Below are 15093 nucleotides of genomic sequence, written 5' to 3'. Positions count from 1 at the left end.
AATTCTCTCAGACTTCTAAAATTAGTCTTTTCATTAAAATAATTTTTAACCAAAAAAGTAAAGTATGAAGAGGATTTTACTACTTACTACTTTGTTCTTTTTTGCTATTACATGTCTAATAGCTCAAAGAACAGTGTCGGGTAAGGTCACCGATGATTCCGGTGAAGGTTTACCTGGGGTAAACGTTGTGATTAAAGGCACAACAAATGGTGTTACCACAGATTTAGATGGTAGCTATAGAATGACTGTGGATGATGGTGCCACAATTACATTTTCCTATGTCGGTTTCGAAAATCAGGAAATTGAAGTTGGTGCTCGAACAATAATCGATGTGACAATGAGTGGCATCACAGAACTTCAAGAGGTTGTTGTAACAGGTGTTGCTATTGGTACATCTACTAAAAAACTAGGTTTTTCAGTTGGTAAAGTAAATGAAGAACAACTTCAAAAAGTTCCAGCCACGGATCCTGGTAATGCCTTACGAGGAAAAACAGCTGGTGTTACGATAGTTCAACCTTCAGGTAATCCAACGTCTGCTCCATCAATCAGATTAAGAGGATCAACAAATATTTCAGGAAGTCAAAGTCCACTTATTATTGTTGATGGAGTTATCACCGACGGATCTTTAAGTGACATCAATATGAATGACGTTCAGTCTATTGAGGTAGTTAAAGGAGCTGCTGCTTCATCACTTTATGGATCACTTGCTGGAAATGGTGTTGTTCAGATTATTACAAAAAGGGGTAGAGGAACAATAGATCCAGAGGTAACGGTAAGAGCTGAATATGGATTTTCTAAAATCGCAAGGGATTACCCAATTGCAGAGAGACACTTTTTTAGGCTTGAGGAAAATGGTGATTTCATCCTAAACTCAGGTGGACAGCTTACAGAAGATGTTGCGGATCCAGATGGGTTGATGGACAATCTGTATCCTGCTGATTTAAATTTTGATAATGTTAAAGCACTTCTCACTGCTCAGCCATGGAGAAATTTATCTACCTCAGTAGGTGGAGGATCTGAAAATATCAATTATTACCTGTCTTATCAGAACCTTAATCAAAAAGGTATATTGGACGGAGCGCCAGATTTTGATAGAAATTCACTCAAATTAAATTTGGATTTTTCCCCGATCGAAAAGGTAGATGTGAAATCTACTATTAACTATATCAAGTCAACGGGTCCAACAGTAACTGAACAAGGACAGGGTTCAAGTAATTTATTTTTTGCGGCTCTTACTTTTCCTCAATACATCGATTTGACTGAGAAAGACGCAAATGGTAATTACATAGCAGCTCCAGAAAGATCTACCTGGTTTGACGGGAACTTCTCTTATGGTCCATTATATTTCTTACAAAATGCTGATTTTGGTCTTGAGAGAGATCGGATTATTGGTGGAGTGGACGTAAGTTATAGACCACTAGATTGGTTGACCATCAATGGCTCCATCACAATCGATAATAGCAACGAAAGATCCAAAACTTTTATACCTAAGGGATTCGAAACCAGAGAGCCTGGTTCATTGAATTTTGGAAGGATTACCTTGGGAACCGAAAGAATTGGGACTCAAATTACTTCGGGCTCGATTATAGCTCAGAGGAATTTTGGTGATTTCAATACTGCCCTAACCCTAAAGTATCTCTACGAGGATAGAACATATACATATGAGCAAATGAATTCATCAGAATTCTTGGCGAATGGTGTGAATACAATTCAGAATGCTCCACAATCAAACTTTGGAGTGTTTAACACTAGTCAGCCTCAAACTGCTGAGAACTATTTCATCAACTTAGATGTAGACTTTCAGGATAAAATTATTGCGAGTGGTTTGGTACGTAGAGATGCCTCTTCACTATTTGGAGCAGATGCTAGAAGCAAGTGGTATTATAGAGGTTCATTGGCTTACAGATTGACTGAAGACTTTGATGTACCAGGTGTACAGGAATTGAAACTTCGTGCATCCTATGGTACTTCTGGTCAAAGACCTTCTGTCTGGTCTTCTCAATATGAGACCTTCTCTGTTAGTCAGGCTGGTATAGTTGGAAGAAATTTTGGAAACGCCGACCTACAACCATCAACTGTTAAGGAAATGGAATTAGGTATTAACGTATCTTTTTTGAATAGATTTTTCTTCGAGTTTAATTATTCAGACTCTCAAGTTGAAGATGATATCTTACAAGTTCCGCTCTCAGCAACTTCTGGATTTGCCTTCCAATACCAAAACGTGGCAAATTTAGATGCAACAGCATGGGAATTTATGTTGTCAGGAGACGTAATGGAAAAAGGAGATTTTAAATGGGATGCCAATTTAAATTTCAGTACCAATAAGACGATAATAAGCAGTCTTAATGGAGTTGCTCCATTTACAAGAAATACCAATACTGCTATTCCTGTATTTAGAGTTCAGGAAGGATTGCCTTATGGAACTATATATGGTCGAGAGATTGTAACATCTATCGATCAATTGAATACCGATGAAAATGGAATCGTCCTGAATGATCCATATTACATTGCCACAGGTAGTGGAGCAACTATTGATCAGTACATGACTAATGAAGATGGATATGTTGTGCGAAAAGCTTTCTACAACACGTCTGACGAAAATGTAATGTTTGTGATGGATGAGAGTGATAAGTTCGTCGACAGACAAATTGGTAATACTAACCCTGATTTCATTATGGGATTGGGTAACACATTTACATATAGGGGAATTTCATTATATGTTCTCTTAGATTATCAAAAGGGAGCTGATATATACAATTATACTAAGCAGCTTTTGTATTTCAATTATAGACATCAGGATCAGGTAGAGTATGCATATGTTGGTAAGCATAGAAACTACAGTGGGCCAAGTAGCAATATCTACTATGGTCAAGGTGCTACTTCTCATTTTGTAGAGGATGGAACATTCATGAAAGTGCGTGAGGTTTCCTTGTCATATTTATTAAATGCGGATAAACTAGGTTCTATTGGTAATGTGATTAAAAGTGCCAGAATTTCTCTTTCTGGACGCAATCTATTCACATTCACCAATTATTCTGGATGGGATCCAGAAGTTGGCTTAGGTGATAACCCTACCAACTTTAGAATGGATGAGTACTCTTATCCAAACTTCAGAACTTATACTGCATCTCTTCAACTTAAATTTTAAATAACATGAAAAATTTTAAGAGAATAAGTTTTTTGACTCTTCTAATTTTTGTCTCACAATCATGTGGAGACCTAGAAGTAGAGAATGAGAATGCTCCAGATGCTGATAGAGCATTGGCGAGCAGTACAGATTTGATAGCTTTAGTAACCGGTGGTATGGGCGATGTGTTTTATGCACAAAGTGCTAACTCTGGCTCAAATCATATGGCCCTTCAAGCAGATATTCTTACGGCAACTAACAATGCCCATGGCTTCTGGCACGTATGTGATCAACCTAGAAGGGAGCTTGTAAATAGTACTGGATACCCGGAATATCACATTTTTGATACACCATGGACACTTAACAATACTGCTGTAGCTAATTTGAACCTTGTAATTAATCGTATAGTTGAGGGAACTGTCATTTTGGATGAATCAGAAGAAGATGTAACTCAGCAATTACTCGCTTGGGCTTACATGACCCGAGGTGTAGCACTAGGTTCAGTAGGTTTGGTGTTTGACAGAGGATATGCTGCTCTCGAAGAAGTTCCAGCCAACGAATTAGTTCTGGTAGATTTCCCTGAAGTAATAAGCGCAGCTGTAACATCTTTCGAGAGAGCAATTGAGACAGCAAATGCTACATCTACTTTTGAGTTGGACTTTTTTGGAAATGTTTATTCAAAAGATTACTTCATTGCTCTTTGCAATAGTTTTGCAGCTCGATATGCAGCGGCATCAGCTAGAAACAGTACACAAGCAGCTGCTTTGGATTGGGCAGCTATACGTACGTATGCGCAGAATGGAATCACTGATGATTTTATTCCCATTTCTGATAACTCAGCTATCGCTGGTGAGAATATTTCATTTATTGAGTCTCCAATTGCTGATGACGCTACGTATATCCCGGTCGATCAAAAAATTGCATGGATGTTGGATCCGGATAACATGCCAATAAATTATCCAACAGATGAAACAGTATTGGGTCCACCTACTACTGATGATGCCAGGTATAATCTATACTATTTTTATTCTACGAATTTTGGATATCTGAATGCGTCAAGGAACAGAGCGATGTTCAGCAATATTAATTATAATAGGTATCCGTCGTTGAGAGGGAATGCGTCATATGCAAATACGCCAGTTCCATTGATGTATGCATCTGAGATGCTATATCTCGAAGCTGAAGCTGAATGGTATCTTGGAAGTAATCCAGTAGCTCTTGCTTTGATCAACTCCGGCCCCAGATCTTCAGTGGGGGAATTGCCTGACGAAACATGTAGTACTGATGACTGTTTAGAGCACCTTCTTCACTATGAGTATAGTATTGAGCTTGCCCACTCTGGAATGGGTATAGGTTGGGCTTATATGAGACGACACGATCTTCTTCAAATTGGCACTCCGCTACACTGGGCTGTTCCGGCTCGTGAGCTGGAAGTACTCGGAGAGGAAGTGTATACATATGGAAGCCCTATTCAAGCTGATGGTGTGAACACAGCTGATGGAAGTAACTCTTGGACCAATAACTAATGAATATTATGAAAAAATATATTTTCCCATTAATTGTCCTAGCGGTATTTTTTTCCGCGTGTGGTCCAGATGATCCAGGATTTGAATCTGTTGATGTCGCATCAATTGATAGTGTCTACAATGTTGTTTCTGGTGAAACCACTGTAGTTGCTGGTACCAATAATGATTTTGCTGTAAGAAATAGACAGGGTTCTACCTATGAATTTGCAGTAATAGATTACAATGCTACGTTCGAAAGTGGTACTTATCCCTTCATAGGTACTGGTACATTCGAGTATACTGATACTGGAACTTCTGTTGAGGCTACAGTAGAGGTGACTGAAACAACTTCATGGGGAGTCTCAGAAACTTTTACTTATGACATATTAGTTGTGCCATATAGTAACTCATTTACTCCAATGAACATGTATTCAGGAACGACTCAAACATTGAGTTTGGATAACGTATATGGTGGATCAACATATAGTTGGTCTATTTCAGGAGCTGCAAATGCTTCCCTGAGTGCTACCAAAGGGTCAGAAGTTGACATAGTAACTACAGCAAAAGATTCTGATGGTATGGCAACTGTAACAGTAGTAGAAACCACTGCAACTGGAGATGTAAATGAATATTCTTTTGATATAAATATTTATGCTTATTGCGCATACGATCTATCTCCAATTGATGGAACAGTGTTTGATGTACTTGAAAATGATTTAACTTATGGTAATACATATGGTAGTCATTATCAAAGCAACGCAGCTTTTACATATGATGGTAATTCAATTATCGTTAATGGTTTGAATTCTACGTGGATGGTGGATTTCTGGGGAGAGACTATTAATGTTCAAAACCCTATTACCATTGACGCTGATGATTTAGATCTGATTTTAACAATTGAAGAGCAAGTGATCATGGAGACGACATACGATGATGCTCCTTATACCTATACAATTGATGGTACAGGTTTAGTAGATGGATGCAACGGAACACTCACCCTTGAGTGGAACCTATGTAGTGTAGAGGGAGGCTATTGTTTTCCCTTCAAGATGGAAGGGGAATTACCGAGAGAATAGATTCTTGACATAAGTATTTCAAGCTCAAGATTTAAGACCTGCAGATAATTCTGCAGGTTTTTTTGTTTATAGATTAAACTGCTTTAAGGCTCACAATAAGCGATTCTTTCAGTAGAGATTAATTCTTTTGGAGAAATCTACAGATTTGGTAGGTAGTTGTTAAAACAATATTTCATTTTGGTAATCCCTCCAAATACCATGTTACCTTATTGTTAAAGTTGGATTATTTCACTTACTTTGATGGTTTAGTAACCTATTTTTTTAACAAAACAAAGTAAAGTATGAAGAGGATTTTACTACTTACTACTTTGTTCTTTTTTGCTATTACATGTCTAATAGCTCAAAGAACAGTGTCGGGTAAGGTCACCGATGATTCCGGTGAGGGATTACCGGGCGTGAATGTTGTGATTAAAGGCACAACAACAGGTGTTACCACAGATCTAGATGGTAACTATCGTATCTCCGTTGAAGATGGAGCTACATTAATTTTCTCCTACGTTGGATTTGGCACCCAAGAGGTAGCAGTTGGATCGAGAACTACCATCGATCTTTCTATGTCTGGGGCAACTGAACTACAAGAAGTAGTTGTAACAGCCTTTGGTGTTGAACGGGAAAAGAAAGCGTTGGGTTATAGTGTACAGAGTGTCGATAGTCAAGACATTATGGATGCTGCAGCGCAAAACCCGCTTGATGCATTAAGTGGAAAAGCTGCGGGAGTGCAGATTACAAGTTCTAGTGGAACAGTTGGAGGAGGTTCTAGAATATTAATTCGAGGAATCACTTCAATGATTGGCGACAACCAGCCTCTAATCGTGATTGATGGTGTTCGTGTTAACAACGAAACTTACTCAAGTGAGGATCAAACTGCCGGAACATCTCAATCAAATAGATTGATGGATTTGAACCCGGATGATATTGCATCTATGAACGTACTAAAAGGTGCAGCAGCTACCGCATTATATGGTACCGCTGGGTCTACTGGTGTAGTTGTTATTACGACCAAGAAAGGTAAAAAAGGTCAAGGACTGGATGTTAGTTTTACTTCCAGTCTACAATTTGATCGTGTTTCGACCCTTCCTCAACTTCAGTCTACATACGCTCAAGGGTGGTCAGGAGCATATGATGCTCCGGAAACAGGTAGTTCTACATCTTGGGGGCCACATGTTTCTACACTTAGCTATGATGGAGATTCAAGCTACCCATATGATAGAAACGGTAGAATCGTAAGCGCAACTGATCCTAGTGCAACTGGAGAAGCTGTGAATAGATATGATAATACGGGCGATTTTTACCAAACTGGGCGAGCGTTGACGAATTCAATTGCGATTTCAGGTGGCGGGGAGACCGCTTCATTCAGATTGTCTTACTCGAACCATACGCAAGAAGGTATTATTCCTAATAACACGTATGATAGAAATACAATAAAGCTTGCGTCTGATCTGCAAGCAACTGACAAGTTGAGGTTTTCAGGTTCGATTAACTATACTCGATCTGATCATACTAGAATTCAACAAGGTTCAAATACTTCAGGTATTAACCTGGGTCTATTTAGAACGCCAGTTACCTTTGATAACTCAGGTGGGTTTGGTTCAGGTGCCGTAGATCAACCTTCATCTTACATATTCGAAGATGGATCGCAAAGAAACTACCGTGGTGGTGGTGGATATGACAACCCATACTGGGTGGTTAATCTTGCACAAAGGATCGAAAACGTTGACCGTATTTTCGGAAACATGATGGTTACCTATGATTTCAATCAGTGGGCAAACGTTTCCTTAAATGTTGGTACAGACTTCTCAAGTGATGAAAGAAAGCAAGAATTTGAGGTTAATTCTCGAACTGCACCAGGTGGTCGAGTAATCCATGATAATTATACTGTAAATCAAACAGACGCTATTCTTAGTATCAATGGTGGTGGACAATTTGATCAAATTGGACTTAACTACACAGCGGGTATTAACGTGTTTAATTACAGATTTGATAATTCGTTAACCACGGGTAACTCTCTTGCATCTCAAGGCTTTGTTAATATGGCTAATGCATCAGATGTGACTGATGTAAGAACGATCAATCGTTACAGAACCATGGGTATTTTTGCTTCCGTCGAAGGTAATTATGCAAATACGGTCTTCTTGACTGTATCAGCAAGACAGGATTATGATTCACGTCTAAGTGCTCCTAGTAAGGGATTCAACGCTGGAGATATAGGATTTATTTATCCATCTGTAAGTACTTCATTCGTATTTTCAGAACTTTTGGATGTAGATTTTATGACTTTTGGTAAAGTGAGAGCTTCATGGGCACAAGTAGGTGCAGGACCTCCAAACGCTTATTCTACTTCTTCAGTTTTTGTTTCGGCAAGTGTTGGTGACGGATGGGGTGATAACATTCCATTCCCGCTTGGTGGTGTATCAGGATTCGAATTGTCTGGTACTCTTGGAAACCCTGAACTACAGCCTGAGTCTACAACCTCAATTGAATTAGGAATTGATGTGAGATTCTTAGATGGAAGAATTGGTTTAGATGCTGCTTACTTTAAAAGAGAAACAGAAGATGCAATTCTTCAAGCATCACTTCCACGCTCAACGGGCTACACTAGTGTTTGGTTAAACTCTGGTGCTTTGACGGCTGATGGAGTGGAATTAACTCTTGATGGTGATATTGTTAACTCTGGTGATTTCAGATGGAATACAAAAGTCAATTTTACTAAGTTTAAAACAGTAGTAGATAGACTTGCTCCAGGACTGGAAAGATTCCAGATTGGTGGATTTACTGGAACAGGTATATTCTTGATCGCAGGAAATCAGTACGGCCAAATATTTGGAGGTGCTTACTTAAGAGAAGGAGCCGGTGGTCCTAACGATGATGGATTGAATATTCCTGAGGGTGAAATCGTAATTAACGATGATCCTACAAGTGGAGAATATGGATTCCAGATTCCAGACGCTTCTTTGAGATCAATTGGTAATACCAACCCCGACTTCCAAATTGGATTCAAAAATAGCATTGATTACAAGAGAGTTAATTTCTCATTCTTATTGGATTGGAAACAAGGCGGTGAGATGTGGAACGGTACGAACTGGGCACTTACATTCTTTGGTAGATCACAGCTAACAGCTGATACAAGAGAAGAGGCACCATTTGCGATACCAGGCGTAAAGCAATCTGATGGTACTCCTAATGATATTCCAATTGTGAGAGGACAGAATTACTGGACTAGCTCTCTAGGAGGATTTGGTAGTGTAGATGAGCAATTCATCCAGTCTACTTCATGGATTAGATTAAGAGAGGTTTCTGTATCATATAAATTCGACACTTCGAATATATTGAATGGATTCTTTGATGCTGCATCATTAGGGTTTTATGGTAGAAACCTATGGTATGATACCCCTTATGATGGGGTAGATCCTGAAACTAGTTTGGTTGGAACAGGTAATGCACAAGGGTTAGATTACTTTAACCAAGCTGCAGCAAGATCTTACATTGTAAGACTTAACCTAAACTTTTAATCACTAAAGCGACAAAAGATGAAAAATATATTTAAAGCAATAACACTTGCTTTTGGCGTCCTGGTGATGTCAAGTTGTGAAAGTTATTTAGGAGGAGATATCAATGAAAATCCAAACTCCCCTACAGACGCTCCAGTATCCGTAGTATTGCCAGCTGGACTGGTGAATGCAGCAGATTTGACTGGCGGATTTTTCTCAAGAAGTACTAGCGTGTTGACCCAGCAAACAGAAGGGGTTGCTCGTCAGTGGTCTTCTATTAACAATTATTCCAGTTTTAACCCTGCATATGCAAATACAGGATGGAATAACATGTATGAGAATACCTTGATTGAATTTGTTACTGTTAAGAATAAAGCAGTTGAATTGGGATACGCTCACTATGAAGGTGTGGCTGATATTATGATTGCCTATTGTTTAATGATGGCTACAGATGTATGGGATGATATTCCTTACAGCGAGGCCCTTCAGGGAACGGATGTTCTACAACCAGGACTGGATACTCAGACTGAAATTTACACTGAGATTTTCGCACTGTTGAATTCGGGCGCAACACTTCTTGGAGGTTCTGATGGAGGATTGCCGCTTGGTACTGATGATGTAATGTATGGTGGAGATGCCAGTAAGTGGATAAAAGCTGCTTCTGCTCTGGAAGCAAGAGGTCGACTCCATCAAGGGCAATACGGTGCGGCATTGACTGCCGCTCAAAATTCATTCACTAGTGCAAGTGATAATTTAGCTTATAAGTACCCAGGTGGTGATGCTGGTGCTGGTCAGTGGTATCGATTTAACAGAGATAGAACAGGTGATATTGAATTTCATCCGACTATGGAAGGTATTATGGATGGATTGGGAGATACATGGAGAGAACCGGTATTTAACAATACTTTTATTACTACTCATCCATACTTAACAGATGATTTCAATCAGGAGTTGATTACGTATAGAGAGATCAAGTTTATTGAAGCAGAGTGTATTCAAAGAACAACAGGAAATCCAAGAACAGCATTTCTTGCAGGAATTGAAGCTCATTTTGATAACCTTGGTGTAGGAGGGTATAGCACATACGTCGCTAATAACTATCCAGCAGGTGCTCCGTCATTAAATAGTATAATGACTGAGAAGTATATAGCAATGTTCTTGCAGCCGGAAGCTTATAATGATTGGAGACGTACAAATGTTCCTTCATTGACTCCAACATCAGGGTCAGCGGTGCCAGTTAGATTTCCATACGGTGAAGATGAAATTACATTCAATACGAATGTTTCAGATGTAAATATTTTCACATCGAATGTTGGGTGGGACAACTAATAGTTATTTAAAATGAAATATGACATGAAAAAAATAACATATATAATAATGGCATGTCTACTTGTAGTAGCATGCGATAATACGGATCCGTTAGAGGATTTGGGTGGTACATCTGCAGCTTTTGCTAGTTGGGTGTCTGCACCTTCTGGAGACCTTCTAACCTCTGATCCATCCTCTTCAATTTCGTGGGAATTTGAACTAGTGGATGGAACAGGTGGTAACGATGTTGCTTCTGTAGAAATTCGAGTTTCTGATGGAACAAATAGTGGAACCCTAGCAACAATTACTTCATTTTCAGAAAATGATAATGGATTACAAGGAGCATCAGGAAGTTTTGATCTATCTGATATTGCAGGAGCACTTGGTGTAGGTGTTGGTACAATAGGTGAGGGAGATGATCTTGATTTTTCCTTGGCAGTAGAAAAAAGTGATGGTTCAGTTTGGGGACAGGCAAATGCTGGCGCTTCTTCAGGATATGATCCTGCGAATCCATTTACTTTGACTGTTGCAACTGAAACTGTAAGTTTAGCAAGTTCTTCTGTTGACAGCACTTATTTGAATGCTAATTCAGTAGATACAGTGTTCCTGGAGTTTGCAAATGATTTCACTGCAGTTCTAACAACAAATCCTACAATTGTGGAAATCACAGAGCAAGGAAGTACTGGTGTAATTGGAGCAATTCAAACCATTGCTGATTCTGACGGAGCTGATTCTGTGTATTGGTTTACCTATACACCAGATGCTACTGCTACTACAGATACCGTAAGTTTCCAGATTTCTGCTGCTGAAGCAGTTGCTGGATTCACAATGGTTACTGATACTTTCAAGATGGCATACTTCATTGATGATGTAAATCCAACAGTGGCGGAAAACAACTCTAGACTTGTCAGAGCTGGTGCAAGCTTGGATACTACTGGGTATGATTTCAACTACATCTTTAATGAAGACATTGGTAGTTTAACACTAATGGAGGATTTTGTTGGAGTTGATGATGATGGTGACGGTGACATTGACGGAGCAGATGCTGACGGAGATGCCGTTGCAATAGCTACTAGTGCAGATGGCGATACTTGGGAGTTCTTCTACGAATGGACCGGTAGTGCAGATGGCGAAGTTAATTTGACAATAATGGTGAAAGACCTTGCTGGAAATCCATTGGATTTAGGTACGGTTAATCTCACACCTTAATTTTTATAACTTATTTAAAGCCATCCTCATTTTTGAGGATGGCTTTTTTATTTTTAAGAAGTTCTAGTGGTCTGATGAATAATAGAATTAAATATCATATTGTTTTCTCACTTTTTGCAATGATTTTGTTTTCGTGCAATGAGAATGAAATTTCGAATGAAGAAACGCTTTTCAAGACATCTTTAGGGACTGGGATAAGCTTCATTAATCAGCTTAAAGAAACACCCGAGCTCAATCCTTTCATATACGATAATATCTATAGTGGTTCTGGCGTAGCAATTGGAGATATAAATGGTGATGGTTTACCGGATTTATATTTCGGAGGGAATCAAGTTAAGGACGAGCTGTACCTTAATAAGGGAAATTTAAAGTTTGAAAAAATAACAGAAGAAGCAGGCATTCTAAATAAAGGTGGGTGGACTAGTGGTGTTTCAATGGTTGATATAAATGAAGATGGCTTTCTTGATATATATGTATGTAAGACATTATATGACGATTTTCCTGAACTAAGAACGAATGAACTTTACATAAATAATGGAGATGGTACTTTTTCTGAAAAAGCCCAATCTCTGGGTCTTGCAGATCCATGGAGAAGCCAGCAGGCTATTTTTATGGACTATGATAAAGATGGAGACCTTGATCTTTTTTTGGTAAATCAGCCACCCAATCCTGGTATACTTTCAAAACTTAAAGGAAATGACTGGAGGATTCCTCTTCTTAGCTGGAGACTCATGCGTAATGATGATGGTTATTTCAATGATGTTACCGAGCAAGCCAATGTGAATGACATTGGCTATGGATTGAGTGCAGTTGCCTCAGACTTCAATAATGACGGCTGGATGGACCTATATGTAACGAGTGATTATAATAATCCGGATTATTTATACATAAATCAAGGAGATGGCACTTTTAGTAATGTCGTTCATGAAAGTATGGGACATATAACCTATTTCAGTATGGGTGTAGATGCATCTGATTTCAACAATGACGGTTGGTCTGATTTGGTAGTTGTCGACATGGTTGCAAAGGATAATTTTGGATTGAAATCCAATATGAGTGGTATGAATCCAGAAGCATTTTGGAGCACGGTGGAAAGCGGGGGACATTATCAGTATATGATGAATACACTTCAATTAAATCAAGGGATTGACAATAGCGGGAATACTGTATTTAGCGATATTTCACTAATGAGTAATACTTCATTCACGGATTGGAGTTGGACACCATTATTTTCTGATTTTGATAATGACGGCCTTCAAGATTTATTTGTTTCAAATGGTATTTATAGAGAGCTAAGAAATACAGATGCGATTGCAGAGATAAATAAAAGTGTGGCTTCATATGCTAAGCAGGGGATGAGTAAGGATGACATACTGAGCAAAGCAATCAATTCCTTAATTGAAATATACCCGCAACGAAGAATTGCGAATTTTGCATTCAAAAATGAAAGCGGATTAAAATTCAGTGATTCAAGTATGGAGTGGGGACTTGATGATGGATTTTGGACAACTTCAGCAGCGTATGGGGATTTGGATTTAGATGGCGATTTAGATTTGGTTGTAAATAATTTAAATGATACTTCTGTTATCTATCAAAACCTGAGCGATCAATTGAATGAAAATAATTATCTAAAAATTAGCGTACCTACTGGTGCTATAGGGACAAAAGTTCAAATCTCATATTCAAATGGCGAGACTTCATTTGAGCAATTTCGTGAGGTTAATAATATTAGAGGATTTTATTCTTCAGTAGATCCAATCATTCATTTTGGTCTAGGAAAAACAGATGAAGTTGAAAGTATTAAGGTAATTTGGAATGATGGAACAGTAACGAATCTTGGTAAAACCGATGCTAATCAGACCATAATAATTGACAAGTCATCCAGTAAGGTCCCGTTAAGCAAACCTGAAAGTATTGATCCCTTATTCACAGATAAGAAATCGACAATAAAGCATTCCGAAAATGATTTTGATGATTTCGAGCGCGAGATTTTATTACCTCATAAGCTATCCGATTACGGCCCTAAACTATCCATAAGCTCAATCAGTCAAATTTATCTTCCAGGTGCAGTAGGTTTTACAGGTAAACTGATAGGTAAGAATGGAGACACAAAAATCGTGAACACCAATTCAAATGTAGAAGAGGTATCATCCCTATTCTTTGATGCAGATAATGATGGTGATGATGACCTTTATGTGGTTGTAGGTGGCAATGAGTATGATACGAGTGGAGATTCTTATCAAGATTTGTTTTATGAAAATGTGGATGGTGAATTCACTCAGAAAGATATCCTTCCATCATTTCAAGAAAGTACTATCATCGTACGGTCTGCTGATTATGATGGTGATGGAGATTATGATCTTTTTGTTGGGGGTAGATTAGTACCGGGAAATTACCCACTTGCGCCCGGAAGCCGATTATATAAGAATATGTTCAAAGAAAATGGTGAATTGGGGTTTGAAGATATTACTGAAACAGTAGCTCCTGAATTGTTAAACACAGGAATGGTCAACGATGCAACTTGGTCAGATTACGATGTGGATGGAGATTTGGATTTGATAGTAGTTGGTGAGTGGATGCCTGTAATCGTTTATAAGAATGAACTCGGTTCTTTTACTGAAGTTACAAGAGATTTGGGTCTAACTGCTAAAGTAGGCTGGTGGTTTCATGTGACAGCAGCTGATATTGATAATGATGGAGATGAGGACTATTTGCTAGGTAATTTGGGGCTTAACTATAAATACAAAGCATCAGAGGAAACCCCCTTTTCCCTTTATAGTCACGATTTTGATAGCAATGGTAGACGAGATATTGTTTTAAGCTATTTTGATTCCGGCAAAGAAGTGCCATTGAGAGGAAAATCATGTTCGAGCCAGCAGATTCCTGATTTGAAGAAAAAGATTAAAACATACAATGAGTTTGCATCGCTGAGTGTCGATCAAATATATGGAGATGAAGCATTAGATAATTCTATCAATTACAAAGCCACTACTTTTGAAAGTGTTCTTCTCAGAAATGATGGTGGTACTTTAGTTGAAGTAGATCTCCCAATTGAAACGCAGGTGGCTCCATTAAGAGCTTCAGTGTTTGTGGATTTGAATGGTGATGGGCTGCTTGATATCATATTCGGAGGTAACTTGTATGGAGCAGAAATAGAAACCCCGAGAGCTGATGCGAGTGTTGGAGGTGTATTGATGAATAAAGGAGATATGATATTTGAATCTCTACCAGCAAACACGACCAAACTCTATCTCAATAAAGATGTTAGAGATATGTTAATCATTTCAAACGACAATAATCCTGATCAACTAATAGTATCAACGAATAATGATAGCTTATTAGTTTACGAGATTAACCCACAATTTAAATTCGAATAGAAG

At 38.5% G+C, this 15093-nt stretch carries 7 protein-coding genes; all 7 read left to right on the top strand.

The window, feature by feature from the left end; translation table 11 throughout:
- The first annotated feature begins 64 nt into the window (after positions 1-64).
- The 7 genes from ACL8WY_RS04765 to ACL8WY_RS04735 all read left to right on the top strand — a co-directional run bounded on the left by ACL8WY_RS04765 (position 65) and on the right by ACL8WY_RS04735 (position 15090).
- Positions 65-3148, top strand: a complete 3084-nt coding sequence (locus tag ACL8WY_RS04765) for a SusC/RagA family TonB-linked outer membrane protein (protein WP_436517281.1) — start codon at positions 65-67, stop codon at positions 3146-3148.
- A gap of 5 nt (positions 3149-3153) precedes the next feature.
- Positions 3154-4653: a hypothetical protein gene (locus tag ACL8WY_RS04760; RefSeq protein WP_436517280.1), complete on the top strand. Its 1500-nt coding sequence runs from the start codon at positions 3154-3156 to the stop codon at positions 4651-4653.
- Between the two features lie 8 nt (positions 4654-4661).
- The gene (locus tag ACL8WY_RS04755) at positions 4662-5708 is read left to right on the top strand and encodes a hypothetical protein (protein ID WP_436517279.1); all 1047 of its coding nucleotides are present in this window, start codon (positions 4662-4664) and stop codon (positions 5706-5708) included.
- Positions 5709-5989: 281 nt separating this feature from the next.
- Positions 5990-9217: a SusC/RagA family TonB-linked outer membrane protein gene (locus tag ACL8WY_RS04750; RefSeq protein WP_436517278.1), complete on the top strand. Its 3228-nt coding sequence runs from the start codon at positions 5990-5992 to the stop codon at positions 9215-9217.
- Between the two features lie 18 nt (positions 9218-9235).
- Positions 9236-10525, top strand: coding sequence for a SusD/RagB family nutrient-binding outer membrane lipoprotein (locus tag ACL8WY_RS04745; RefSeq protein ID WP_436517277.1), 1290 nt, complete (start codon positions 9236-9238; stop codon positions 10523-10525).
- A 24-nt stretch (positions 10526-10549) separates the two neighbouring features.
- A complete protein-coding gene (locus ACL8WY_RS04740; protein WP_436517276.1) occupies positions 10550-11713 on the top strand; it encodes a hypothetical protein in 1164 nt (387 codons plus the stop codon).
- Positions 11714-11787: 74 nt separating this feature from the next.
- Positions 11788-15090 (top strand): VCBS repeat-containing protein, encoded by a 3303-nt coding sequence (locus tag ACL8WY_RS04735; RefSeq protein ID WP_436517275.1) that lies wholly within the window; start codon positions 11788-11790, stop codon positions 15088-15090.
- Positions 15091-15093: the final 3 nt, after the last annotated feature.

Source organism: Ekhidna algicida (assembly GCF_051379705.1).
Classification (GTDB): Bacteria; Bacteroidota; Bacteroidia; order Cytophagales; family Cyclobacteriaceae; genus Ekhidna.
This window is presented reverse-complemented; position numbering and strand designations above follow the sequence as displayed.

What these genes read in the sequence shown, in the direction of transcription:
- ACL8WY_RS04745 (WP_436517277.1), top strand. Translation starts at nt 9,236, where the DNA reads ATGAAAAATATATTTAAAGCAATAACACTTGCTTTTGGCGTCCTGGTG.
- ACL8WY_RS04740 (WP_436517276.1), top strand. Translation starts at nt 10,550, where the DNA reads ATGAAAAAAATAACATATATAATAATGGCATGTCTACTTGTAGTAGCA.
- ACL8WY_RS04765 (WP_436517281.1), top strand. Translation starts at nt 65, where the DNA reads ATGAAGAGGATTTTACTACTTACTACTTTGTTCTTTTTTGCTATTACA.
- ACL8WY_RS04735 (WP_436517275.1), top strand. Translation starts at nt 11,788, where the DNA reads ATGAATAATAGAATTAAATATCATATTGTTTTCTCACTTTTTGCAATG.
- ACL8WY_RS04755 (WP_436517279.1), top strand. Translation starts at nt 4,662, where the DNA reads ATGAAAAAATATATTTTCCCATTAATTGTCCTAGCGGTATTTTTTTCC.
- ACL8WY_RS04760 (WP_436517280.1), top strand. Translation starts at nt 3,154, where the DNA reads ATGAAAAATTTTAAGAGAATAAGTTTTTTGACTCTTCTAATTTTTGTC.
- ACL8WY_RS04750 (WP_436517278.1), top strand. Translation starts at nt 5,990, where the DNA reads ATGAAGAGGATTTTACTACTTACTACTTTGTTCTTTTTTGCTATTACA.